The sequence below is a fragment of the Acinetobacter sp. FDAARGOS_558 genome (assembly GCF_003937785.1).
GTDB classification, from domain to species: Bacteria; Pseudomonadota; Gammaproteobacteria; order Pseudomonadales; family Moraxellaceae; genus Acinetobacter; species Acinetobacter baumannii.
Map to the genome: position 1 here is coordinate 2980394 of NZ_RKJH01000001.1, position 24541 is coordinate 3004934.

17 protein-coding genes, 2 tRNA genes and 3 rRNA genes are annotated in these 24541 nt (G+C 40.7%); 12 read left to right on the forward strand and 10 right to left on the reverse strand.

Going from position 1 to position 24541, the window contains the following annotated elements:
- Positions 1 to 4: 4 nt before the first annotated feature.
- The gene (gene polA / locus EGT34_RS14310) at positions 5 to 2776 is read right to left on the reverse strand and encodes a DNA polymerase I (protein ID WP_001134654.1); all 2772 of its coding nucleotides are present in this window, start codon (positions 2774 to 2776) and stop codon (positions 5 to 7) included.
- A gap of 154 nt (positions 2777 to 2930) precedes the next feature.
- Here polA and EGT34_RS14315 point away from each other — a divergent pair, with 154 nt between their 5' ends.
- A complete protein-coding gene (locus EGT34_RS14315) occupies positions 2931 to 5738 on the forward strand; it encodes a DUF2339 domain-containing protein (RefSeq protein WP_000276881.1) in 2808 nt (935 codons plus the stop codon).
- On the opposite strand, the gene EGT34_RS14320 is transcribed toward EGT34_RS14315, so the two are convergent.
- Entirely contained in the window at positions 5728 to 6645 is a 918-nt protein-coding gene (locus EGT34_RS14320) for a mechanosensitive ion channel family protein (protein ID WP_000785638.1), read from the reverse strand. The genes EGT34_RS14315 and EGT34_RS14320 overlap by 11 nt on opposite strands.
- 9 nt (positions 6646 to 6654) lie before the next feature.
- On the reverse strand, positions 6655 to 7476 hold the full coding sequence (locus tag EGT34_RS14325) for a hypothetical protein (RefSeq protein WP_000462733.1): 822 nt from the start codon (positions 7474 to 7476) through the stop codon (positions 6655 to 6657).
- Positions 7477 to 7572: 96 nt separating this feature from the next.
- Here EGT34_RS14325 and gspE point away from each other — a divergent pair, with 96 nt between their 5' ends.
- Positions 7573 to 9063, forward strand: a complete 1491-nt coding sequence (gspE, locus tag EGT34_RS14330) for a type II secretion system ATPase GspE (protein ID WP_001166321.1) — start codon at positions 7573 to 7575, stop codon at positions 9061 to 9063.
- Between the two features lie 54 nt (positions 9064 to 9117).
- On the opposite strand, the gene EGT34_RS14335 is transcribed toward gspE, so the two are convergent.
- The 7 genes from EGT34_RS14335 to EGT34_RS14365 all read right to left on the reverse strand — a co-directional run bounded on the left by EGT34_RS14335 (position 9118) and on the right by EGT34_RS14365 (position 14084).
- Positions 9118 to 9549 carry an organic hydroperoxide resistance protein gene (locus tag EGT34_RS14335; RefSeq protein WP_000051124.1) on the reverse strand — a complete coding sequence of 144 codons (432 nt, stop codon included), beginning with the start codon at positions 9547 to 9549 and terminating at the stop codon, positions 9118 to 9120.
- A gap of 86 nt (positions 9550 to 9635) precedes the next feature.
- The gene (locus tag EGT34_RS14340; RefSeq protein WP_000371731.1) at positions 9636 to 10073 is read right to left on the reverse strand and encodes a MarR family winged helix-turn-helix transcriptional regulator; all 438 of its coding nucleotides are present in this window, start codon (positions 10071 to 10073) and stop codon (positions 9636 to 9638) included.
- 160 nt (positions 10074 to 10233) lie between these two features.
- A complete protein-coding gene (locus tag EGT34_RS14345) occupies positions 10234 to 10611 on the reverse strand; it encodes a DUF4951 domain-containing protein (protein WP_000266123.1) in 378 nt (125 codons plus the stop codon).
- A gap of 14 nt (positions 10612 to 10625) precedes the next feature.
- Positions 10626 to 11450 carry a carbon-nitrogen hydrolase family protein gene (locus EGT34_RS14350; RefSeq protein ID WP_000177091.1) on the reverse strand — a complete coding sequence of 275 codons (825 nt, stop codon included), beginning with the start codon at positions 11448 to 11450 and terminating at the stop codon, positions 10626 to 10628.
- Between the two features lie 26 nt (positions 11451 to 11476).
- Entirely contained in the window at positions 11477 to 11998 is a 522-nt protein-coding gene (gigB, locus tag EGT34_RS14355; protein WP_000103065.1) for an anti-anti-sigma factor GigB, read from the reverse strand.
- A gap of 102 nt (positions 11999 to 12100) precedes the next feature.
- Entirely contained in the window at positions 12101 to 13069 is a 969-nt protein-coding gene (gene gigA / locus EGT34_RS14360) for an RsbU family protein phosphatase GigA (protein ID WP_000273589.1), read from the reverse strand.
- 115 nt (positions 13070 to 13184) lie between these two features.
- Positions 13185 to 14084 (reverse strand): VacJ family lipoprotein, encoded by a 900-nt coding sequence (locus tag EGT34_RS14365; protein ID WP_001109856.1) that lies wholly within the window; start codon positions 14082 to 14084, stop codon positions 13185 to 13187.
- Positions 14085 to 14655: 571 nt separating this feature from the next.
- On the opposite strand from EGT34_RS14365, the gene EGT34_RS14370 reads away from it, so the two are divergent.
- From EGT34_RS14370 to hisG, 10 genes are all read left to right on the forward strand, one after another.
- A 16S ribosomal RNA gene (locus tag EGT34_RS14370) occupies positions 14656 to 16191 on the forward strand.
- Between the two features lie 59 nt (positions 16192 to 16250).
- Positions 16251 to 16327: transfer RNA gene (locus EGT34_RS14375), tRNA-Ile, on the forward strand.
- 55 nt (positions 16328 to 16382) lie between these two features.
- Positions 16383 to 16458 (forward strand) — tRNA-Ala (locus tag EGT34_RS14380).
- A gap of 340 nt (positions 16459 to 16798) precedes the next feature.
- A 23S ribosomal RNA gene (locus tag EGT34_RS14385) occupies positions 16799 to 19684 on the forward strand.
- A 184-nt stretch (positions 19685 to 19868) separates the two neighbouring features.
- A 5S ribosomal RNA gene (gene rrf, locus EGT34_RS14390) occupies positions 19869 to 19983 on the forward strand.
- Together the 16S, 23S and 5S rRNA genes with 2 tRNA genes alongside form the textbook arrangement of a ribosomal RNA operon.
- Positions 19984 to 20222: 239 nt before the next feature.
- Positions 20223 to 21671 carry an RNA polymerase factor sigma-54 gene (locus EGT34_RS14395; RefSeq protein ID WP_000778210.1) on the forward strand — a complete coding sequence of 483 codons (1449 nt, stop codon included), beginning with the start codon at positions 20223 to 20225 and terminating at the stop codon, positions 21669 to 21671.
- Positions 21672 to 21839: 168 nt separating this feature from the next.
- Positions 21840 to 22178, forward strand: a complete 339-nt coding sequence (gene hpf, locus EGT34_RS14400) for a ribosome hibernation-promoting factor, HPF/YfiA family (protein WP_001167461.1) — start codon at positions 21840 to 21842, stop codon at positions 22176 to 22178.
- A gap of 138 nt (positions 22179 to 22316) precedes the next feature.
- Entirely contained in the window at positions 22317 to 22568 is a 252-nt protein-coding gene (ibaG, locus tag EGT34_RS14405; RefSeq protein WP_001083680.1) for a BolA family iron metabolism protein IbaG, read from the forward strand.
- A gap of 6 nt (positions 22569 to 22574) precedes the next feature.
- Positions 22575 to 23831 carry a UDP-N-acetylglucosamine 1-carboxyvinyltransferase gene (gene murA, locus EGT34_RS14410; RefSeq protein WP_000357156.1) on the forward strand — a complete coding sequence of 419 codons (1257 nt, stop codon included), beginning with the start codon at positions 22575 to 22577 and terminating at the stop codon, positions 23829 to 23831.
- Positions 23831 to 24514: an ATP phosphoribosyltransferase gene (gene hisG / locus EGT34_RS14415; protein ID WP_001000724.1), complete on the forward strand. Its 684-nt coding sequence runs from the start codon at positions 23831 to 23833 to the stop codon at positions 24512 to 24514. Before murA ends, hisG begins: the two co-directional genes overlap by 1 nt.
- Positions 24515 to 24541: the final 27 nt, after the last annotated feature.

Below are 24541 nucleotides of genomic sequence, written 5' to 3' on the forward strand. Positions count from 1 at the left end.
TAAATTAATGGGCATCATCCCAGTTTTTACCTTGGCCTACTTCTACGACTAACGGTACAGAAATTTCCAGAACAGATTGCATGACATCCGCAATTTGTTTTGAAAGTTCATCTGCAATGTTTGAATCAACTTCAAACACCAATTCATCGTGAACTTGAAGTAATAGTTTTGCTTGATCTTTTGGCAGGATTTTATCTACTTCAATCATTGCTAACTTAATAATATCAGCAGCACTACCTTGTAAAGGTGCATTAATTGCAGCACGTTCAGCAGCTTTACGTACCATCACATTTCGAGCGTCAATATCCGGTGTATAAAGACGGCGACCTAAGATAGTTTCAACAAACCCTTGTTCCGATGCTACTTGGCGAGTACGTTGCATGTATTCGTAAATGCCAGGATAGCGCTGGAAATATTGTTTGATATAGTTTTGCGATTCTTCACGAGTAAAGCCAAGTTGACGAATTAAACCAAACTCGGACATACCGTAAAGTAGACCGAAATTCACAGCTTTAGCCTGACGGCGCTGATCATTGGTCACATCTTCAATTGCAATACCTAACACTTCTGCCGCTGTTCTACGGTGTACATCTTGACCATGTTGGAATGCATGAACTAAGGCATCATCTTGAGAAAAATGAGCCATTAAACGAAGTTCAATTTGCGAGTAATCGGCTGCTAACAAAACTCGTCCTTCCGGTGCAATAAATGCTTTACGGATTTGACGGCCAATCTGTCTACGAATTGGAATGTTTTGTAAGTTAGGGTCAGAAGAGGATAGGCGACCTGTTGCCGTTAGTGCTTGATGATAGCTGGTATGTACACGATGGGTGTCATTATGCGACTGCTCAATTAAACGGTCAGTATAGGTGCTCTTTAATTTTGCTAATCCACGGTGTTCTAAAATAATTTCCGTTAAAGGATGCTCAATTTTTTCAAGAACACTTTCACTGGTGCTGTATTGTCCAGTTGCAGTTTTTTTACCCCCTTTAATGCCTAACTTATCAAATAGAATTTCACCTACCTGTTTAGGCGAAGCAATATTAAAAGTTTCACCTGCAATTTCCATGGCCTGATTTTCAAGGTCTTCCATAGTTTTCGCAAATTCAACACTTAATTTATCTAAGAAAGCATGATCTAAACGGATTCCATCTTCTTCCATACCCGATAAAATTCGGGCAACTGGCATCTCAATGTTATATAAAATATTTTCTAATTCAGGATGTGCTTTAAGTTTATTTGAAAGTACTTCATATAAACGATAGGTCACATGTGCATCTTCTGCTGCATAATGAGCTGCAACTTCAATCTCAATTTGATTAAAAGTCTTCTGTTTTGCACCTTTGCCAGCAATTTGCTCAAAAGTAGTGGTCAAATGGCTTAGGTAAACACGAGCAACATCATCCATGCCATGACGAGTAGCTGCTGCATTCAGTACATAAGATGCCAGCATACTATCGAAATACCAACCTTTAAGTTCAATACCGTGATTAGCAAAAATGTGCGCATCATATTTAAGATGATGACCGATTTTTTTAATTGCTTCATTTTCAAGTACAGGCTTGATTTGCGCTAAAACTTGTTCACGGTCCAGTTGTTGTGGCGCATTTTCGTAATTATGTGCTAAAGGAACATAGTAGGCATCTTTCGCATCAAATGCGATTGAAAAACCAACCATCTCGGCAATACGGTAATCAAGACTTGTGGTCTCTGTATCAATAGCAAAATGATCGGCATTCTTCATGCGTTGCCAGAGCTGATCCCATGCTTCTTGTGTTAAAACAGTATGATAGTTTGCAGTTCCAAGCTGGTCATCTTGACTAGTCAAGCTTGCTTGATCTTCTGTTTCAATCGTTTGAGCAGGTTTAACTTCATTTTGGACAATAGTTTGTGAAGCTTGCTGCTTATAGCTTGAGCTATTTGGATTATTTGGATGATCGAGAGACTGTAACTGGTTTCTAAATTCAAGCTCCGTATAGAGATTGCGTAAGGCATCTACATTTGGATCAGTAAGTTTTAATTCATGCCAGTCGAGTTCTAAAGGAAGATCACAGACAATGCTTGCCAACTGGTGATCAAGCTTAATATTGTCTAAATTATCTTTAATATTTTGGCTCAGTTTGCCTTTAAGTTGGTCTACATTGGCAATGATATTATCCAATGTCCCATATTCAGTCAGTAATTTGGCAGCCGTCTTTGCGCCTACGCCAGGTACACCCATAATGCCGTCAGATGCATCACCCATAAGGGTTAAGTAATCGATAATCTGGTTTGGCCAAACACCAAATTTTTCAAATACGCCGTCGGTGTCTAGTACTCGATCTTTAAAGCTATCTTCAAGTTTTACATAGTCATTAACCAGCTGGGCCATGTCTTTATCTCCGGTTGAGATAAGCACATGATGACCTTCTTTTACGGCGCGTTTAGCGAGAGTCCCGATAATGTCATCGGCTTCTGCACCCGGAAGACTATATAAAGGAATCCCTTGAGCCTTAATCAATGCATGTAAATATGGAATCTGTTGAGACAATTCTTCCGGCATAGTCGGGCGGTCACCTTTATAAATAGGTGAAAGCTTATGACGGAACGTTGGCTCAGGCGTATCAAAAATGACAGCCATATGTGTCGGTTGCATACGACGCATCAATTTTTGAATGGCAGAAATTGCTCCACGTATTGCATTGGTATGTAACCCTGTAGAGGTCGTCAATGGTGGTAATGCATGATATGCACGAAATAAAAAATAGGACCCATCAACCAAGACAAATGGTGGCATTGAACAATTCCTTAAACTGAATTATGGGTATTTTACGTGAAAACGGCTATGAATGCAGGTTTATGATTTTTGCAGTATTTTGTATGTATAAATATACGCATGTATTGGCTTGAAGTAAGATGGCCTGTAATGAAGGTGTCATATTGCTAAGCCCATGTATAAAAAAGACAAACAGGGAATGGTCATCGTTTTGATCGCTTTGACTTTGTTTTTAGCCATTTCAATTGGTTTTAAATTTCAGAGTGCCGTTGTTGCTTTATCTATTGCACTCACTGTCATACTGGTTCAGTCATTATCAAGTCTGCATCAACGTTTAACTTATTTAGAACAACAGTTTTCTCAGCAGAAAACGCCACTTTATTCTATTCATATGCAAAGAACGGTAATTTATACCGCCGCTTTGGTTGCATTAATTGCTTATATCAATCATTGGATGTGGATTGCTGGTGGGGCATTATTGGTTTTACTGTTATGTTTGATTCAAACCATCAGTGCATTTCATACTCGTTTATTGTTCCTCGAGACAGCCAAGCAAACAGTAAATGTAAATGAATCTATACATACAGAAGTGATAACGCCTGTATTAGAGCAAGTTGATCCAAACAATATTACCGAGCCAGCTTTACCTGAAACAATAGCATTAAATCAAGAAAAACAAACAGTTCGTACACAGACTATCGCATGGTGGCAACCAGCAGTCGATTGGATGATTCATGGTAATCCAATTTTAAGGGTTGCTGTTGCTGTGCTTATGGTTGGGGTAGTGCTCTTACTGCGTTTTGCAAGTGAGCACTGGCAGTTGAGCTTAGGTGTGAAACTTGGTTTTATTGCGATTGCAGGAGGTGTATTAACAGCATTTGGATATACCTTGCAAAAGAAAAACCAGCTATTTGCTGTGGCATTGCAAGGTGTAGGGTTAGCTGTTGTCTTTCTAACGCTTGTGTTCTCACATCATTTTGGTGTAATCACCAGCCTAACTACAGCAAGTATTCTATTTACGATTTTATTAGCAATTACAGTATTCCTGAGTTTAAAACAACAAGCTATTTATTTGGCAATACTCGCACTGGGTATGGCTTATGCGGCTCCTTTAGTTATTCCGCAATATCGCCCTGATGTAACCTTCCTATTTAGCTACTACTTAGTAATTAACTTAGCAGTCGCTGCGGTTAATTTTATTCAGCCTTGGAAAATCCTAAATCAGATCGCTTTCTTTGCCACAATGTTTATTGGCGGTAGTGCAATCGCATTTTATGCAGAGCCAGCAAAATTTGACACATTAGACTGGATTTTATGGCTCCATATAGCGCTATTTATTTGGTTAAGTGTTCGTTATAGCCAAAATATCTCTCGGGTTTCAGAACATGAAAAACAAGAGGGGAGTCGTTTACCTCCGCTCTTAGATGTTGGCCTTATTTTTAGTGTGCCAGTACTGGGCTTTACCCTTCATGCTTATTTAGTTCATGAGTCGACCCAAGCTTTAACAATTGGTGCTGTTGTTTTAGCAGGCACTTATGCGGTGTTAACGTTCTGGATTAAAAAAACTCATCCCCAGCTTTCAGTCCTGGCAAAAAGTTTTTTCATTCTCGCGGTTGCTTTTTTTGCCTTAATTTTTCCACTCGCAAAAGGGGCGCACTGGACTGCTATTGGCTGGGTTGCACAAGGAACGGCTTTAATCGTTTGGGGAGTAACTGAACGCTACCGTTTAAGCCGATATATCGGTGTAATTTTAGTTTTACTCAGCTCACTTGCACTGTTTTATCAGGTTTGGGCAAATGAAGAGTTTCCAACGCTAAGCACTAGCATTTATGCAATTGCCCAATTCATTTCAGCCTTTTATTTATTGCAATACAACAGCAAAGAACAACGCTATTTTAGCGCAAGCATGTTTAGCGGTATTTTCTTATGTTTAGGCATGTATGCGGGCGCCGTAGCAGGTGTAGAAATAATGGCATGGCATCATCATGCTTTAAGTCCATATTTGATGTTTGCTATCGCTCTAATAGCAATATTTAGTGCGACTATTCACTATAAACTTCGTGTGCAATGGCAAAGTTTGCAGTTAATTTTAATTAGCCTGTTACTGTTATTAGTTTTGGGTGAGGCCTTTGCGAGTCAAGTATTTACTTTGTTTAAATGGGTAGACTCATTACAACAAACTACTTTCCTAGTCTCTACCATTATTCTTAGTGGCTTATTTATTATGGCTCAACCGCAGTCAAGTCATTTGGGCTACGTCAAGGTATGGGCGGGTTTAAGCTGGTTAGCGTTAGCGATAGTTGGCGTAGCCATTTTCCCAAAAATGCCAATAGTCGCTTTGGCTTTTGTTCCTGTGATTTATTCGCTTTGGGCTTATAAAACTCATAAAACGACACTATTGCACCAAATTCCGGTGTGGTGTTTAAGCCTCATTTGGTTGCTTGTAGTGAGTGTTGATGTTCATTCTGCTGAATATCTTTACTTTGTTCCTTTAATTAACTTAACTGACTTCTTTTCAATTTTGGTATTTGCTGGCTTACTCTTTATTATTTATCAGCATGCTTTTGATCAAGATAAATCGCTGGAATGGACTTTTAAAATTACAACAATTTTAGTGGCCTTGCTGGTATTTAGTAGTGTAGTCGTCAGAGGCTTGCACTATTACTGGGCAACACCGCTATGGAGTGCTTCAATTTGGACAAATGGTGTAGTACAGCTAAGTTTGACGTTACTTTGGGTTATATTGGCATTTATTTTGACTACATACTCTAGTCGAAAAATGATTCGTCAACTCTGGTTCGTAGGTGCTGCACTTTTAGGGATTGTTGTATTAAAACTAATTTTGCTTGATCTATCACAAAGCGCGACATTAACTCGGGTCATTTCTTTTATTGGAGCAGGTGGGGTAATGTTGATTATTGCTTATCTTGCGCCATTACCACCGTCATCTTCTGTACAGAAGAATCAAGAGCCTAAGCTTTAGGCTCTCGTTTTAACTCTTTTTGATTGCTGTATTGATCGATATCATCTTCTGCAAAAGCAGTAGTTGGTCGATCAATTAAGCCCATTTTCGGAACAGGAATCTCAATTTGGTTATCTAAAAAACCATTTCGGATACGTTCTTGCATTTCATCTCGAACTTTTAAAGAGTTTTCTTGACGACACCACATTGCAAATAAAAGCTCAATCGATGACTCCCTAAAAGCAGTAACTGTAACAGCAGGTTTTGGATCATCTAACACGAGTGGATAATTCGCTGCGACGTTAAGTAGAACCTCACGGACTTTAATAATGTCTTCATGAAAGTTAATTGCCAAAGTAATTGGAATACGCCGTATTGGATATTTTGATAAGTTGTGTACAGGAGCACGAATGAGTTGTTCGTTTGGTAAACGAATATAGACGTTGTCGAGTGTAAGTAACTTTACCGAAAGCAAATCAATTGAGATAACTTCACCTTCGATTGTATTCCCGCGAATAAGTGTAATTTGAATCGTATCACCGACCTCAAATGAACCTTCACCAATCAAAAATAAACCACTAATCAAGTTACTGGCAGATGTTTGTGATGCGAAACCGAGTGCTACTGTTAAGATCCCCGCTGCCCCCAGAAATACACTAAGTTTGAACCCGGCTTCTTTTAAACTCGTCATAATGAAGAGTAAGAAAATAAAATAGAAAATACCGCGGCGCCATACCAGACGCTGATGAGCATTAAAACGTGAGCCAACGGTTCTAATAAATGTATTTGAAATAATACGGGCAAGGACAAAACCAATAAAACAAAGCACAACACCGACTAAAATTTCACTAATTCGTTCGGTATTGATATTGGTAAATATGCTTTTGAGGCTATCAGCGATATCTTTTGGAATACTTGAATCGGCCATAAAACCCCCTTAAAAGAATGAATCAAACATATTAAATAGCGCACCACCCGGTGAACGTGGTGGGTGAACATAAGTCACTTCACCTGCCAGAGGGGGAGTACGGTTTTCAATACGAATACGGGCTGGGCGGTCAGAGCCTTCATAATAGACTTTGATTTGTGATGTCCATAAGCGTCCCGTACTTTCACTATAAAATAGCGGTAGGGCGGTAACCGGTACATTCATACGATCAAAGCGTAATTGATGATTACTGGTATTATGGAAATCAATCGGCGTAACTGCACGAAAAGCACGTGGGGTTAATAGATTTAAATCGGTACGACCATCAACAGAGGTTGCATAACAAATTTCACCTTGCTGGGCATTGGGACCAAACCATGTATCTTTGGGTTGAATTACAGGAATCTCAAATAAAGGTTCATGCTGACTTTCAACTAAACCGGCAATCCATAGGGGGGTACTAATATATAGTGTCCCACGTTGACCCGCTGGAATGTAGATTGGATCAACTGGTTTAATTACCACTGATCGGTCCGCCAAACGTGGCATGAGTAGAAACTTCGGATTAGTTTTCCGAAACATATAACGTTCGACTTGTACAGAATGTGGAAAACCAAAATTTGAATCCGTTATGATGTGCCAATCTTGCTCATTATCATCTTGGAGAGTCGGGCGATAATATTCGATACGCCATTCTTTTATGCCGCGTGTTAAACGAAAGAGCATTGAACCGAATTGCCATGCTTTGGACTGGTTAATTTCAAAGTGCTGTTCACCCCACCATTTTAAAGAATTCTGGGGGTGAGGCTGATATTCATTATTTTCAAACAAGACGTAAAATTCCTCTACCGAGTTGTTAAACAGACTTCACGCTGTAATCTGCTTAGAGTACACTCAAAATCATCTTACTCATCATTATAAATTGTGATGCAAATATTGAAACAAATACAAGTTCCATATAGTTTTGCCAAGCGTCATGGTGTTTTATTTCGTTATGACGGTGATCAAGTTTTTATTGTTAGACGTCAAAATACAGAAAAAATTGCATTGCAGGAAGCAAGACGAATTTTGGGGAAACCTGCACACTATCAATTATGCACTGAACAAGAATTCAATAGCCTATTAAGTACCAGTTATGCAGGGGATACAGGTGAGTCTCAACAAGTAGCTGCGGGCTTAGAAGACCATCCGGATTTATTAAGCCTTGCAGATCAAGTGCCTGAAACAGAAGACTTAATGGATCAAGAGGATGACGCGCCTATTGTTCGTCTAATCAATGCTCTTCTCTCTGAGGCAATTCGTGTTGGTGCTTCAGATATCCATATTGAAGCTTTTGAAAAAAAGCTATCAGTTCGTTTACGGGTAGATGGTCAATTACGTGAAATTGTACAACCGCGCCGTGAACTAGCCCCGTTACTTGTTTCGCGTATTAAAGTTATGGCGAAACTCGATATTGCCGAAAAGCGTGTACCGCAAGATGGGCGTATTTCTTTACGTCTTGCTGGTCGTGAAGTCGATGTCCGTGTTTCAACTTTGCCTTCTTCTCATGGTGAAAGGGTGGTCATGCGTTTACTCGATAAACAAGCGGGTCGCCTTAATATGACTCACCTAGGTTTAATGGCAAATGACTATGAACGTTTAACTCAGTTAGTACATCGTCCGCACGGTATTATTTTGGTCACAGGGCCTACTGGTTCGGGGAAAACGACGACTTTATATGCTGCCTTATCTGATCTAAATGACAATACTCGTAACATCTTAACTGCCGAAGATCCAATTGAGTATCAGCTTGAAGGTATTGGCCAAACTCAAGTGAATACCAAAGTGGATATGACATTTGCTCGTGCTTTAAAGGCAATGTTACGTCAAGATCCAGATGTGGTCATGGTGGGGGAGATTCGTGATCTAGAAACTGCTGAAATTGCGGTGCAGGCATCCTTAACAGGTCATTTGGTTTTATCGACGCTACATACCAATACTGCTATTGGTGCAGTGACTCGTCTTAAAGATATGGGGATTGAACCCTTCTTATTATCAAGTTCTTTAATTGGGGTGGTTGCGCAGCGTTTGGTTCGTACTTTATGTCCACATTGTATGACATGGCGTGAAGCCGATACTTTTGAGAAGCAAGTTTTTCAGCATATTTCCCATGAACCAAGTTTAAAGTTACCAGAGGCTCAAGGGTGTGATCAGTGTTCTCATTTAGGGTTTAATGGCCGTACAGCGATTTATGAAATTGTACCTATTGATGAACCTATGCGCCGTCTCATTCATGGTAATGCAGCTGAATTTGAATTAGAAAATCATGCTCGTCAGTATTCTGGTTCTATTCGCGATGATGGTTTACGTAAGGTGCTCTCAGGTAAAACTACACTTGAAGAAGTGCTTCGTGTAACCAATGAAGCAAGTGAAGCATAATTTGTAAGATATAAAAAATGCCCGATATGATTCGGGCATTTTTTATATTAAAACTTATTCAGTCACAATATTAAACGTCACATCAATATTGTTACGAGTTGCATTTGAATATGGACAAACGATATGAGCTGCTGCAACTAACTTTTCAGCTTCTTCACGGTCCATACCGATTAAATAAACATTTAAAGTAACTTCAATACTAAAACCTGTTGGAATTGGACCAATACCGACTTCACCTTCAACATACGCATCTTTGCTAATATTGAATTTATCGCGATTTGCAACAAATTTTAAAGCACCTAAAAAGCATGCTGAATAACCAGCTGCAAATAATTGTTCTGGGTTAGTTACAGCACCACCAGCGCCACCCATTTCTTTAGGTACACCAAGTTGTACGTCTAATACACCGTCTGATGAAGTTGCACGACCATCACGGCCACCTGTTGCTTTGGCTTTTGCACGATACACAACTTTTTCTAATGACATCTTTTTATTCCCAAATTAAATTGAATGCAAATATATCGTACACGACTTAATTATTTTAACAAGTCAATTTTGTAAAAAATTGGTGATTATTTAGCTATATTTGTACGGAGTTGTGTTAATTGATCTTTGAGACCGAGAAGGGTAGCCGTATCACAAGAACTGGCCTCTAAGATATGCGTTGGAATATTTACGGCCTGTTCTTTAAGTTTTTTCCCCTTTTCGCTAAGCGTGATAATGACTTGTCTTTCATCTTCTTTTGAACGAGTACGATTAAGAAGCTGCAATGCTTCTAACTTTTTTAAAATTGGAGTTAAAGTTGAAGATTCTAAAAATAACTTACTGCCAATTTCTGAAACAGTAATCTCATCTTTTTCCCACAACACTAACATCACCAAATATTGAGGATAAGTAATCCCTAATGGAGTTAAAAGTTTGCGATAAAGTTGATTAAGGGCTAAATTTGTTGAGTAAATGAGGAAACATAATTGATTCTCAAGCTTTAGATTTTGACAGTCTTGGTCCATATATTCCTCAGAAAACTAATTGGTGCTTTTCTAGTATATCGCTTTATGTTTAATTTCTTAAATGCTCATAATTTAGAGCTATTGATAAAAATAAGATAACGTAAAAAAATGGAGTAATCTAAACACTACTCCATCACTTAAAAATACTAATTTAAAATGGTTACCAAAGGTCGGCAATTTTTTTCATTAAACGAGCACGATATTTTGCAGTTGGGTTATTTTCATTACGTTGTTGCTCTTGTTCATAAAAATCTTGCCAGGCCGTGATCATTTCTAAAGTTGTTCCTTGTTTTTTAATCATAGAAACATCGGCAGGCTGAATATTCTCTAAACGCTGTCTGGCACCTTCTGCACCTGTCCCCCAACCAATAATCCGCTGGCCAAAAGCAGGCAGAGGAATATTTTTTGGAGTAGGAGGTAGTACATTTTGTTTAAGCTGCAAATTTGGAGAGACAAAATTATTCGTTGTCCCGAAATCAGTCGCATAACAGTGAATATTTGCCCCTAAGCAAAAAATGCTAAATAAGTATTTCCACATGAATAATTAAGCTTTTAATAGTGAATTAATTTACGATGCATCATTAAAGGCATTGATGTACGCACAAGTTCTTGAGCAGCTAAATCAAAAGGTACCGTAATTAAACCATTCCCTTCATAACCAATCATACTTAAAACTTGACCACGACTATCAGTTGCTCCTGCATGCCCCCAAGTTTGGCGTTTTTCCCCATGCCAACCTTGTTGCGCAGCCCCTAAAACATAGCATTGGCTATCCATTGCACGTGCTTGCAGCAAAAGCTGCCAATGCATCTGACCTGTTGTATAGGTAAATGCAGCAGGAGCAGTTAATAGATGAGCACCTTGCTGTCTAAGGGTTAAAGCTAACTCAGGAAAACGCAAGTCATAACATACCATTAGGCCAATATTGCCAAAAGGGGTAGATGTGACTACAACGTCTGTTCCTGGTTCAAAGAAACGAGATTCCTGATATCCACCCACAGCATCGCCAACTTGTACATCAAATAAATGTATTTTGTCATAACGTGCTTCGGTACGTTCAGGACTGATGCATAAACTCACTGTACGCACTCGACCATCTTGTATGATGGAACCATCCGGACGAAATGGGCACGGTAGAGTGCCTGCAACAATCCAGATTTGATACTGATGCGCAAGTTTCTCAAGTCTTTGTTGAATCGACTCAAATTGCTCTGCTGTTTCACGCTGTTTGCCAGCCGCAAAACAAACAAAGTTTTCGGGAAAAACAATTAAGCTGGCATTTTGAGCCTTGCTTTGCTGAATCAATGACTCAATCACTTGAAAGTTGCTTTCAATGTCATCTTGAGAATTCATTTGAACAACTGAAACAAGAGTCATATACACATCCAGATTAGCAATAAAGTTTAGGCATTTTGCTTATCAGATACTTGTTCAAGCGTGTCTTGTTCTTTTTGCAATTGCTTAACAAGCGGCTCAAACATGTTCTGATTATTTGCATTGAGTTTCATCAATGTCTTGTGTGCGTCCAGAACGGTTCTTAGCATCGCATTATGAGTAATGTGCTCGTCAGTTAACGTTAAAGTACAAACGTTAGGATCGCCACAATAATTCAGGATGACAAAAACCTGCCCTAGCCCCATGCTGTTGGCTAAGGTTGTGATATCTGGATTGGTAGATAGCATCACAGCTTGAATATGATGAGTCTGTTTCAGTTTTAAACCTAGCTTAGCTAGGATACCTAATACAGTACTATCAATAAATGTTGTTTGGGTTAAATCAACGATTGCACCAACAACATTTTCTTGCTGTTCAATTCTGTTTAAAAGTTTGTCTAGACTTATACAAGAATGGGCTCGCACTTCACCAATAAGCTTGAAAATATGCGTTCCATTTAAACTTGCATATTCAACATGACCTGTTGACATATAAATGCCATTTTCAGAGAAGGATAGAAAAATTATCACATAGTGCCATCTCAGACTCAAGAGTCCTTAAGTCGTATATTATGTAATTAATTGATTCTTAAATTAATTCATTCGACAAAGGCTAAAGATGGCAATGTCATCAGCAACGTGATCAGGGGCTTGGAATGATTGATTTTGCAAATGTTGGACTAATTGTTGAAACTGATCATTCAAGCCGCCATCAAATGGTTCTAGTGCTCCATCTGAGCAAATAATGAAACGTGCATGACGATTTAATGTACATACATGTTCTTCAACTTCTAACTCATCAGTTAACCCTAAGGGAAAGCTGCTGGTGGTTAAAATTTTTGGAGGTTGATTAGGTTCAAAAATAATTGGAGGAGGGTAATGACCTGCACTAGACCAGCGAAGACTATGAGTTTCAAGATTTAGAATACCGACCACAATTGTAATATGTTTTTCAATATTCTCTTGAACCAGCATCCCATTTAACTTTTTGATTAACTGTCGTGGTGTTTTGGAGCGACCATGAAAGGCTGCCATCCAAGAAGTTAATAAGCTACTTGTTACACCATGCCCCGATACATCGGCGAGATAAAATAAAACCTCTTTATCATTGAGCTTCCAGTAGTCGTACCAGTCGCCTGATAAATAGGCAGAAGGTTGGAAAAAAGTTTCAACCTCATAATTTAATAAATCAATAGGATTTGGCAATAAACGTTTTTGTAATTCTGCTGCCGAAGGTAAATCACGGCTATCCTGATTACGTTTATATTGTGCATCAATTCTTGTTAAAGCTTTATTTAGATCTTTAGGTAATTGGTTCCATACCCATCCTGCAAGAGCACCCGCTTCCCATGCTTGAGCTAAAGCACTACCTTCATGCTCAAAAGCAATCACGATTGTAGGTAAACGCCATTTATAAGTTAGGAAATCTTGTACATCAGCAATTGCGATAATTGTTGGGTCGTATAAATCGAGATCATCTATGTGAATGACTTGTAAGTCTGGTAATGCTTCCAGAGCTTGCTCTACGAAAGGGATAGAGCGTGTCGGTTTAATAAAATACATAGAAGATATGGTAGTCCTTTTTCAAGATCACTTTATCCATCATAGAGGATGTATGACCAAAATCAAGGTATTGCCTTTCTATAAGAAAAATGCAATACCTTGATTTGTCCTTTAATTATTTTTCGGTTTTATCAGTGTTATCTTCTGGTACATCTTCAGATTCGTCATCATCAATAAAAGACACATCTGCCGAATCACCTTTTTTCTCGGCAATCTGGAATGCTTTACGTTGGAGATATAAATCACGAATCATCGCATATTGATCACCTTGTATAGTTTGGTCTAAATCTAGATATTGAGCGCGTGTATCAACGGCTTGTAATAGATTAGTCGACCAATACAGGCCATCTTGATCATCCATAATGTATTTTTGTGGACGGGCCTGAGCATCTACAGCCAAGCCAACGCCATCACGTAAAGTACTTGGTCCAAAGAAAGGCAGCATAAGAAATGGTCCAGAAGGAACGCCATAGTAACCGAGAGTTACACCAAAGCTTTCTTCTTCAGGAGGTAAGCCTAAGCGGCTCGCTGGATCGGCTAAACCTAAAGTTGTTAACGTATTAATAGTAAAACGACCTAAAGTTTTTGCTGCGCGGCCAGGACGTCCTTGAATTAGCTGGTTAACAGCATTCCATGGTTCGCCAAGGTTTTTACGAAATTGTCGGTAAGAACCACGTACATCTTCTGGCGTCTTTTCTCTATATTCAACAGCAACGGGACGCAAAACATGGCGGTCTAACATATCGTTAAAAGAATAAATTGGACGGTTCAGTGACTGTAATGGATCTTTTACTGTATCCGGTTGGGCAGCATTTGCGTTGATCTTTAAATCTTTAACTTTTATGCCTTTCAAATCTTTAATAATTTGTAAGTGAGGTCGGCTATGCTGAGTCTGGGTTGAAGTAACATCTTCCGAACTAGCGGCAGATTCTTCAGTAAGATTTTCTTGAGCATGGGCTGAGGTGTAAAGACCTACAGTTAATAAGCTCGACAAAAGTAAATTAGAATAATTCATATAATTCCTTAACCGCTAGCCAGGCTATATTCAATATGCAGTTGGGTAGAGATATATTTTAATACAGAAGCGATAAGCTATTATCAATGTAAAATTGATCAAATTATATAGAAATATAGCCAAAAAGCCTAAAAAATGTACGCTTGGTATGAATTGCTAGAAAAAGGGGTTGCAAAGGGAATGAGATGGTCTATAATGCACATCCATCGGCGGTGATGCAGATAGAAACTTGTTGAAAAACAGTTACTTGTGATTAGATTGATTGCTTTAAGTGATGAATTTGATGGTAAGTTGGTTTGGAGAATAAGTTTTAAAAATATCGAAATTACCTGTTGACTTTTAAGAGATTAAGAGTAATATAGCCGACCTAGCTTGCTGGTGACGAACTAGTAAGAAGATCATTAAGAGAATTGAAGAACAACTTGTGTGGATTTTTACTGATTGATTAATCGAAATAATTTTCATTGATTGATTGGTTTAAATTACTCGAAGTTTATTTGAGCGAAATTTAAGTCAGTAATTGATGAGCCAGAATTGGCACCTTGTCTATAAATAAGGTGCAAAATGATTTTAACTGAAGAGTTTGATCATGGCTCAGATTGAACGCTGGCGGCAGGCTTAACACATGCAAGTCGAGCGGGGGAAGGTAGCTTGCTACTGGACCTAGCGGCGGACGGGTGAGTAATGCTTAGGAATCTGCCTATTAGTGGGGGACAACATCTCGAAAGGGATGCTAATACCGCATACGTCCTACGGGAGAAAGCAGGGGATCTTCGGACCTTGCGCTAATAGATGAGCCTAAGTCGGATTAGCTAGTTGGTGGGGTAAAGGCCTACCAAGGCGACGATCTGTAGCGGGTCTGAGAGGATGATCCGCCACACTGGGACTGAGACACGGCCCAGACTCCTACGGGAGGCAGCAGTGGGGAATATTGGACAATGGGGGGAACCCTGATCCAGCCATGCCGCGTGTGTGAAGAAGGCCTTATGGTTGTAAAGCACTTTAAGCGAGGAGGAGGCTACTTTAGTTAATACCTAGAGATAGTGGACGTTACTCGCAGAATAAGCACCGGCTAACTCTGTGCCAGCAGCCGCGGTAATACAGAGGGTGCGAGCGTTAATCGGATTTACTGGGCGTAAAGCGTGCGTAGGCGGCTTATTAAGTCGGATGTGAAATCCCCGAGCTTAACTTGGGAATTGCATTCGATACTGGTGAGCTAGAGTATGGGAGAGGATGGTAGAATTCCAGGTGTAGCGGTGAAATGCGTAGAGATCTGGAGGAATACCGATGGCGAAGGCAGCCATCTGGCCTAATACTGACGCTGAGGTACGAAAGCATGGGGAGCAAACAGGATTAGATACCCTGGTAGTCCATGCCGTAAACGATGTCTACTAGCCGTTGGGGCCTTTGAGGCTTTAGTGGCGCAGCTAACGCGATAAGTAGACCGCCTGGGGAGTACGGTCGCAAGACTAAAACTCAAATGAATTGACGGGGCCCGCACAAGCGGTGGAGCATGTGGTTTAATTCGATGCAACGCGAAGAACCTTACCTGGCCTTGACATACTAGAAACTTTCCAGAGATGGATTGGTGCCTTCGGGAATCTAGATACAGGTGCTGCATGGCTGTCGTCAGCTCGTGTCGTGAGATGTTGGGTTAAGTCCCGCAACGAGCGCAACCCTTTTCCTTACTTGCCAGCATTTCGGATGGGAACTTTAAGGATACTGCCAGTGACAAACTGGAGGAAGGCGGGGACGACGTCAAGTCATCATGGCCCTTACGGCCAGGGCTACACACGTGCTACAATGGTCGGTACAAAGGGTTGCTACACAGCGATGTGATGCTAATCTCAAAAAGCCGATCGTAGTCCGGATTGGAGTCTGCAACTCGACTCCATGAAGTCGGAATCGCTAGTAATCGCGGATCAGAATGCCGCGGTGAATACGTTCCCGGGCCTTGTACACACCGCCCGTCACACCATGGGAGTTTGTTGCACCAGAAGTAGCTAGCCTAACTGCAAAGAGGGCGGTTACCACGGTGTGGCCGATGACTGGGGTGAAGTCGTAACAAGGTAGCCGTAGGGGAACCTGCGGCTGGATCACCTCCTTAACGAAAGATTGACGATTGGTAAGAATCCACAACAAGTTGTTCTTCATAGATGTATCTGAGGGTCTGTAGCTCAGTTGGTTAGAGCACACGCTTGATAAGCGTGGGGTCACAAGTTCAAGTCTTGTCAGACCCACCATGACTTTGACTGGTTGAAGTTATAGATAAAAGATACATGATTGATGATGTAAGCTGGGGACTTAGCTTAGTTGGTAGAGCGCCTGCTTTGCACGCAGGAGGTCAGGAGTTCGACTCTCCTAGTCTCCACCAGAACTTAAGATAAGTTCGGATTACAGAAATTAGTAAATAAAGATTGAGATCTTGGTTTATTAACTTCTGTGATTTCATTATCACGGTAATTAGTGTGATCTGACGAAGACACATTAACTCATTAACAGATTGGCAAAATTGAGTCTGAAATAAATTGTTCACTCAAGAGTTTAGGTTAAGCAATTAATCTAGATGAATTGAGAACTAGCAAATTAACTGAATCAAGCGTTTTGGTATGTGAATTTAGATTGAAGCTGTACGGTGCTTAAGTGCACAGTGCTCTAAACTGAAATGTTGAAGTTACTAACTTGTAGGTAACATCGACTGTTTGGGGTTGTATAGTCAAGTAATTAAGTGCATGTGGTGGATGCCTTGGCAGTCAGAGGCGATGAAAGACGTGATAGCCTGCGAAAAGCTCCGGGGAGGCGGCAAATATCCTTTGATCCGGAGATGTCTGAATGGGGAACCCACCTACTTTAAGGTAGGTATTGCAACATGAATACATAGTGTTGCAAGGCGAACGAGGGGAAGTGAAACATCTCAGTACCCTTAGGAAAAGAAATCAATTGAGATTCCCTCAGTAGCGGCGAGCGAACGGGGATCAGCCCATTAAGTTATGTGTGTTTTAGTGGAACGCTCTGGGAAGTGCGAACGTAGAGGGTGATATTCCCGTACACGAAAGGGCACACATAATGATGACGAGTAGGGCGAGGCACGTGAAACCTTGTCTGAATATGGGGGACCATCCTCCAAGGCTAAATACTCCTGACTGACCGATAGTGAACCAGTACCGTGAGGGAAAGGCGAAAAGAACCCCTGTGAGGGAGTGAAATAGATCCTGAAACCGCATGCATACAAGCAGTGGGAGCACCTTCGTGGTGTGACTGCGTACCTTTTGTATAATGGGTCAGCGACTTATATTCAGTAGCGAGGTTAACCGTATAGGGGAGCCGTAGAGAAATCGAGTCTTAATAGGGCGTTTAGTTGCTGGGTATAGACCCGAAACCAGGCGATCTATCCATGAGCAGGTTGAAGGTTGGGTAACACTAACTGGAGGACCGAACCCACTGTCGTTGAAAAGCCAGGGGATGACTTGTGGATAGGGGTGAAAGGCTAATCAAGCCTGGTGATAGCTGGTTCTCCCCGAAAGCTATTTAGGTAGCGCCTCGGACGAATACCATAGGGGTAGAGCACTGTTTCGGCTAGGGGTCATCCCGACTTACCAAACCGATGCAAACTCCGAATACCTATGAGTACTATCCGGGAGACAGACTGCGGGTGCTAACGTCCGTAGTCAAGAGGAAAACAATCCAGACCGCCAGCTAAGGCCCCAAAATCATAGTTAAGTGGGAAACGATGTGGGAAGGCATAGACAGCTAGGAGGTTGGCTTAGAAGCAGCCACCCTTTAAAGAAAGCGTAATAGCTCACTAGTCGAGTCGGCCTGCGCGGAAGATGTAACGGGGCTAAAACTATGTGCCGAAGCTGCGGATGTATACTTTGTATACGTGGTAGGGGAGCGTTCTGTAAGCCGATGAAGGTGTGTTGAGAAGCATGCTGGAGGTATCAGAAGTGCGAATGCTGACGTGAGTAACGACAAAACGGGTGAAAAACCCGTTCGCCGAAAGACCAAGGGTTCCAGTCCAACGTTAATCGGGGCTGGGTGAGTCGACCCCTAAGGCGAGGCCGAAAGGCGTAGTCGATGGGAAATGGTTAATATTCCATTACTTCTGTGTAATGCGATGAGAGGACGGAGAAGGCTAAATCAGCCTGGCGTTGGTTGTCCAGGTGAAAGGATGTAGGCATGTATCTTAGGCAAATCCGGGGTACTCTATGCTGAGATCTGATAGCAAGCTGTACTTGTACAGCGAAGTGGTTGATGCCATGCTTCCAGGAAAAGTCTCTAAGCTTCAGTTACACAGGAATCGTACCCGAAACCGACACAGGTGGTCAGGTCGAGTAGACCAAGGCGCTTGAGAGAACTCTGCTGAAGGAACTAGGCAAAATGGTACCGTAACTTCGGGAGAAGGTACGCTGTTGTTGGTGATGGAACTCGCTTCCTGAGCTGACGACAGCCGCAGAAACCAGGCCGCTGCAACTGTTTATTAAAAACATAGCACTCTGCAAACACGAAAGTGGACGTATAGGGTGTGATGCCTGCCCGGTGCTGGAAGGTTAATTGATGGGGTTAGCGTAAGCGAAGCTCTTGATCGAAGCCCCAGTAAACGGCGGCCGTAACTATAACGGTCCTAAGGTAGCGAAATTCCTTGTCGGGTAAGTTCCGACCTGCACGAATGGCATAATGATGGCGGCGCTGTCTCCAGCAGAGGCTCAGTGAAATCGAAATCGCTGTGAAGATGCAGTGTACCCGCGGCTAGACGGAAAGACCCCGTGAACCTTTACTGCAGCTTGACACTGAACTTTGACCTTACTTGTGTAGGATAGGTGGGAGGCTTTGAAGCTGGAACGCTAGTTCCAGTGGAGCCGTCCTTGAAATACCACCCTGGTAATGTTGAGGTTCTAACTCTGTCCCGTGATCCGGGACGAGGACCGTGTCTGGTGGGTAGTTTGACTGGGGCGGTCTCCTCCTAAAGAGTAACGGAGGAGTACGAAGGTGCGCTCAGCGTGGTCGGAAATCACGCGTAGAGTATAAAGGCAAAAGCGCGCTTAACTGCGAGACCCACAAGTCGAGCAGGTACGAAAGTAGGTCTTAGTGATCCGGTGGTTCTGTATGGAAGGGCCATCGCTCAACGGATAAAAGGTACTCTGGGGATAACAGGCTGATACCGCCCAAGAGTTCATATCGACGGCGGTGTTTGGCACCTCGATGTCGGCTCATCTCATCCTGGGCTGAAGCAGGTCCCAAGGGTATGGCTGTTCGCCATTTAAAGAGGTACGCGAGCTGGGTTTAGAACGTCGTGAGACAGTTCGGTCCCTATCTACCGTGGGCGCTGGAAATTTGAGAGGATCTGCTCCTAGTACGAGAGGACCAGAGTGGACGAACCTCTGGTGTACCGGTTGTGACGCCAGTCGCATCGCCGGGTAGCTATGTTCGGAAGGGATAACCGCTGAAAGCATCTAAGCGGGAAGCCTACCTCAAGATAAGATTTCCCTAGGACTTTATGTCCTCTAAAGAGCCGTTCGAGACTAGGACGTTGATAGGTTGGATGTGGAAGCATAGTGATATGTGAAGCTGACCAATACTAATTGCTCGTGAGGCTTGACTATACAACACCCAAGCAGTTGTATATGAAGCATCAATCGATTCATAAACATGCAAAGCAACTTGATTTAGTTATACCTCTAGCTAAAATGAACAGATAAAGTAAGATTCAATCAGCCCAGTCTGTTACAGATTTGGAAAACGCTTCGGCATTAAATAAGACCTAAGCAAGTATCCATAAACAGTTGTGCTGGCGACCATAGCAAGAGTGAACCACCTGATCCCTTCCCGAACTCAGAAGTGAAACCTCTTAGCGCTGATGGTAGTGTGGGATTACCCATGTGAGAGTAAGTCATCGCCAGCTCATTATTCTAAACACCCCAATCTCAAAAGAGGTTGGGGTGTTTTTTTATATGGAAAATCAAAATTTCAGAGAATCATCGATACTAAAGAATAAGACAGAATAAAAATCCTATCGTTTTTAATAAATAAATTTCTATTTTTCTCATGAATTGATGAGTCAATGTATAGGATAAATCAGAACTCTATGCTATAAATAATTAATAGGCATGATTTTTGCTTGTTTTTTGGAAAGAGAAATATATGAAATTATCTGTTGGATTGAAAGTTGCGAATTCATTATCGTTAACGCCTCAATTGCAGCAGGCAATCCGTTTACTACAACTTTCTAGCCTAGAATTAGAGCAAGAAATCCAAATTCAATTAGATAGTAATCCATTACTTGAAAAAGTAGAAGATGAATCACTAGCAGAAAGTTTATCTACTTTAGAACACAAAGAAACTGATGATCTTACAACAGAGTTGAATGCTGATCACTTACCTGATGACTTGCCTGTTGATACTGAATGGGATGACATTTATACACATCAATCCACTGCTTTGAGTACTCCTGAGTTCGAAGAGCGTGAAGATAATCGCCAAGTTCACCTGACGCTTAAAGAACATATTTTGGAGCAAGTGAACTTACTGCATTTTTCAAAAATAGATCAGTTGATTGCTTATTGCATAGTTGATGCTTTAGATGATAAAGGTTTTCTGGATGCTGAATTAGAAGAGATTATTTTGGCAGTACAGCATTTATTAAGTGAGATGGATATAGATGAGGAAGTGGAAGAGGATGAAGTTTTAGTAGTCTTAAAACATATTCAACGTCTTGATCCAATTGGTATCGGAGCTCGTAATTTAGCTGAATGTTTAAAAGTTCAGTTGGAGTTCTTGCCTCGAGAAACTGAATATTTGAAAGAAGCCAGAAGTCTACTTCAATATTACGAATTACTGATTGCGAATGATCTTAATAAATTATTGAAGCAAACAGGGCTTTCCAAAGAACAGTTAAAATTTGCAGTTGATTTATTAAAAACATTAAAGCCTTATCCAGGCATGGATTTTGAAAAGCAAGAATCAGAATATCAAATTCCTGACGTAGTCGTTGCCAAGAAGGACTTGCATTGGCAAGTTCAGTTAAATCCTGATGTGATGCCAAAATTAAGAATCAATTCTTTTTATTCGAGTATGATTCGTAGGGCAGATCAAAGTGATGATAATTTATACCTACGTAATCAAATGCTTGAGGCTAAAAATTTTATAAAAAGTATTGATGAACGGCACAAAACATTATTAAAAGTTGCGACTTGTATTATTGAGCATCAAAAAGCATTTCTTGAAATAGGTCCCGAAGCAATGAAACCCTTAGTACTAAGGGATGTTGCAGAAGAAGTAGAATTACATGAGTCGACCGTTTCTCGCGTTACCACAAATAAGTATATGCTTACTCCACGTGGACTTTTTGAGTTGAAATACTTCTTTTCTAGTCATGTGGGGACAACCACAGGAGGTGAGGCTTCTTCTACCGCAATTCGGGCGATGATTAAAAAGTTAGTTTCTAATGAAAATCCGCGTAAACCTTTGTCTGATAATGCAATTGCTGCTTTATTGAAAGAAGAGGGAATAGAAGTAGCTAGAAGGACTGTAGCAAAATATAGAGAATCGTTACATATTCCATCGTCATCCGAGAGAAAAGTCTTGATCTAAATTTTGAAGTATGGCTATTCTACTCATTCATTATGACGAAATAATGAAATTTCATTTTCACCAAGAGGAGTAGCTAAAATGGTTTAATTGTCCCAAATCATCTTTTTAGATTGCATTAAATCGTTTTAGTTCTTCTTTATATAACCCAAAAAGGTGAGGGATAGAATTATGCAAATAACGATTCGTGGACATCATTTAGCAATTACACCAGCTATAGAAGAAAATATTAAAGCAAAATTTAATCAGTTAACGAAACATCTTGATCAGGTGAATAGTATGCAGATTAAATTAACGAAAGATCATCAGATTGATAAGCGCTCACATAAGGGTAGCTCTAATCATGTGGCTGAAGCGATAGTTCGATTACCTGGAATTGAGCTGTTTGCTCAAGCAACAGCGGATGATATGTATACTTCAATAAAAAAACTGACTGAAAAATTAAAAAAACAATTGTTAAAATATCGGAAAATGCAATGTACGTATTCTCAAGTTGCTGTTTCTATTTAATAAGTTTTTAATAATTGAGAGAGGCTTGAAATATAGCCTCTTTTTTATTGATAAAATATAAACACGTACTGAATTCTTTGAAAAAGTTATAGTAAAATACTTCGTTTTACACCGTAGGTTGTGTCAGAGGTCTTTGCAATGAATAGTGAACAGCTCACTCAAATTTTAAAAGAAGCTTTTCCTGAGGCGGAAGTAGTGGTGAGCGGACAGGCTGGAAAATTTGACCTCCGTATTGTGGATGATCAATTTGAAGGTAAGCGTACTGTTGCCCGCCAACAAGCAGTTTATGCACCATTAAATACTTATATTGCAAGTGGCGAAGTTCATGCCGTAACAATTCGTGCGATGACCAAAGATGAATGGCGCAAAGCAAGCCTTTTCGGAGCTTAAATATTAATGGATAAATTTTTAATCACGGGCGGTGTTAAGCTCGAAGGGGAAGTACGCATTTCTGGTGCTAAAAATGCGGCTTTACCGTTACTTGCGGCAATGATTCTTGCTGACTCTCCAATTACATTAACCAATGTTCCAAATCTTAAAGATGTAAATACTTTGGTGAAATTAATTGGTGGACTGGGTGTCACAATTAGTTATGAAAATGACACGGTTAAGGCGGATACTTCTACTTTAGATAACCAGTTTGCTCCTTATGAGCTTGTCAAAACAATGCGTGCATCTATTTTGGTATTAGGGCCATTATTAGCGCGTTACGGAAATGCCAAGGTTTCATTACCTGGCGGATGTGCTATTGGCTCTCGTCCAGTAGATCAACACTTAAAAGCCCTAGAAGCATTGGGTGCACATATCGAAGTTGAAAATGGTTATGTACATGCCACTGTTGATGGTCGTCTGAAAGGCGGCGAAGTGGTTTTTGATATGGTTACCGTGGGTGGTACCGAAAATATTTTAATGGCAGCTGCTTTGGCAGACGGTGTAACCACAATCCGTAATGCTGCACGTGAACCTGAAATTACTGATCTTGCGCAAATGCTTATTAAAATGGGCGCAAAAATTGAAGGTTTAGATACGGATACATTGGTTGTTACTGGTGTAGAAAGTCTACATGGCTGTGAATATGCAGTTGTTGCGGACCGCATCGAAACAGGTTCTTACTTAGCTGCTGCTGCGATTACTGGTGGACGTGTAAAAACCACCCATACAGATCCTTCATTGCTTGAGGCTGTTTTAGATAAGTTTGAAGAAATGGGTGCTGAAGTTACCCGTGGCGATGACTGGATTGAATTGGATATGTTGGGTAAGCGTCCTAAAGCAGTAAGTTTTAGAACACTACCTCACCCAGAATTTCCGACTGACATGCAAGCACAAATTATGGCTGTAAATGCAATTGGTCGTGGGTTTGCAACGATTTCCGAGACCATTTTTGAAAATCGTTTCATGCATGTTCCTGAATTGTCACGTATGGGTGCTAATATTCAGGTCGAAGGCCATGATGCTGTTGTGACGGGTGTTGAAAAATTACAAGCAGCACCTGTAATGGCAACAGATTTACGTGCTTCATTCTCTTTGGTTTTAGCGGCTTTGGTTGCTGAAGGTGATACATTAATTGACCGTATCTACCATATTGACCGTGGTTATGAGCATGTCGAAGAAAAACTTCAAGGTTTAGGTGCCAAAATTAAGCGAGTAAGTTAATGAATGATGTAAGAAACGATGATCCTAATTTTAACGTAATGGGTAATTTTGATCATGGTTTGACCTTGGCACTGAGTAAAGGACGTATTTTAAAAGAAACTTTACCTTTACTTGCTACAGCCGGTATTAACTTGCTTGAAGACCCGGAAAAATCGCGTAAGTTGATTTTTCCAACCACACATAAGCAGGTTCGTATTTTAATTTTACGTGCATCTGATGTGCCAACTTATGTTGAGAATGGTGCAGCTGACTTAGGTGTAGCTGGTAAAGATGTACTTATGGAACATGGCGCTCAGCATGTCTATGAGTTATTGGACCTGCAGATTGCGAAATGTAAATTAATGACTGCTGGTAAAGTAGGAATGGAACGCCCAAAAGGTCGTTTAAAAATTGCCACTAAGTATGTCAATCTTACACGTCAATATTATGCGAGCTTAGGCGAGCAGGTGGATGTTATTAAACTTTATGGTTCTATGGAGTTAGCGCCATTAGTTGGTTTGGGTGATTATATTGTTGACGTAGTGGATACTGGAAATACTTTACGAGCAAATGGTCTTGAGCCATTAGAAGAAATTTGCAAAGTATCTTCACGTCTTATTGTCAATAAAGCGAGCTTTAAGCGTAAACAGGTTTTATTGAACCCAATCATTTCCCAACTTGAACAAGCTGTTCAATCACGTTAAAAGTAATTTCCTATCATGCTTTTGCGA

Coding starts and splice junctions, on each gene's coding strand:
- polA (WP_001134654.1), bottom strand. CDS start 2,776: ATGCCACCATTTGTCTTGGTTGATGGGTCCTATTTTTTATTTCGTGCA.
- EGT34_RS14315 (WP_000276881.1), top strand. CDS start 2,931: ATGTATAAAAAAGACAAACAGGGAATGGTCATCGTTTTGATCGCTTTG.
- EGT34_RS14320 (WP_000785638.1), bottom strand. CDS start 6,645: ATGGCCGATTCAAGTATTCCAAAAGATATCGCTGATAGCCTCAAAAGC.
- gspE (WP_001166321.1), top strand. CDS start 7,573: ATGCAAATATTGAAACAAATACAAGTTCCATATAGTTTTGCCAAGCGT.
- EGT34_RS14335 (WP_000051124.1), bottom strand. CDS start 9,549: ATGTCATTAGAAAAAGTTGTGTATCGTGCAAAAGCCAAAGCAACAGGT.
- EGT34_RS14340 (WP_000371731.1), bottom strand. CDS start 10,073: ATGGACCAAGACTGTCAAAATCTAAAGCTTGAGAATCAATTATGTTTC.
- EGT34_RS14345 (WP_000266123.1), bottom strand. CDS start 10,611: ATGTGGAAATACTTATTTAGCATTTTTTGCTTAGGGGCAAATATTCAC.
- EGT34_RS14350 (WP_000177091.1), bottom strand. CDS start 11,450: ATGACTCTTGTTTCAGTTGTTCAAATGAATTCTCAAGATGACATTGAA.
- gigB (WP_000103065.1), bottom strand. CDS start 11,998: ATGTCAACAGGTCATGTTGAATATGCAAGTTTAAATGGAACGCATATT.
- gigA (WP_000273589.1), bottom strand. CDS start 13,069: ATGTATTTTATTAAACCGACACGCTCTATCCCTTTCGTAGAGCAAGCT.
- EGT34_RS14365 (WP_001109856.1), bottom strand. CDS start 14,084: ATGAATTATTCTAATTTACTTTTGTCGAGCTTATTAACTGTAGGTCTT.
- EGT34_RS14395 (WP_000778210.1), top strand. CDS start 20,223: ATGAAATTATCTGTTGGATTGAAAGTTGCGAATTCATTATCGTTAACG.
- hpf (WP_001167461.1), top strand. CDS start 21,840: ATGCAAATAACGATTCGTGGACATCATTTAGCAATTACACCAGCTATA.
- ibaG (WP_001083680.1), top strand. CDS start 22,317: ATGAATAGTGAACAGCTCACTCAAATTTTAAAAGAAGCTTTTCCTGAG.
- murA (WP_000357156.1), top strand. CDS start 22,575: ATGGATAAATTTTTAATCACGGGCGGTGTTAAGCTCGAAGGGGAAGTA.
- hisG (WP_001000724.1), top strand. CDS start 23,831: ATGAATGATGTAAGAAACGATGATCCTAATTTTAACGTAATGGGTAAT.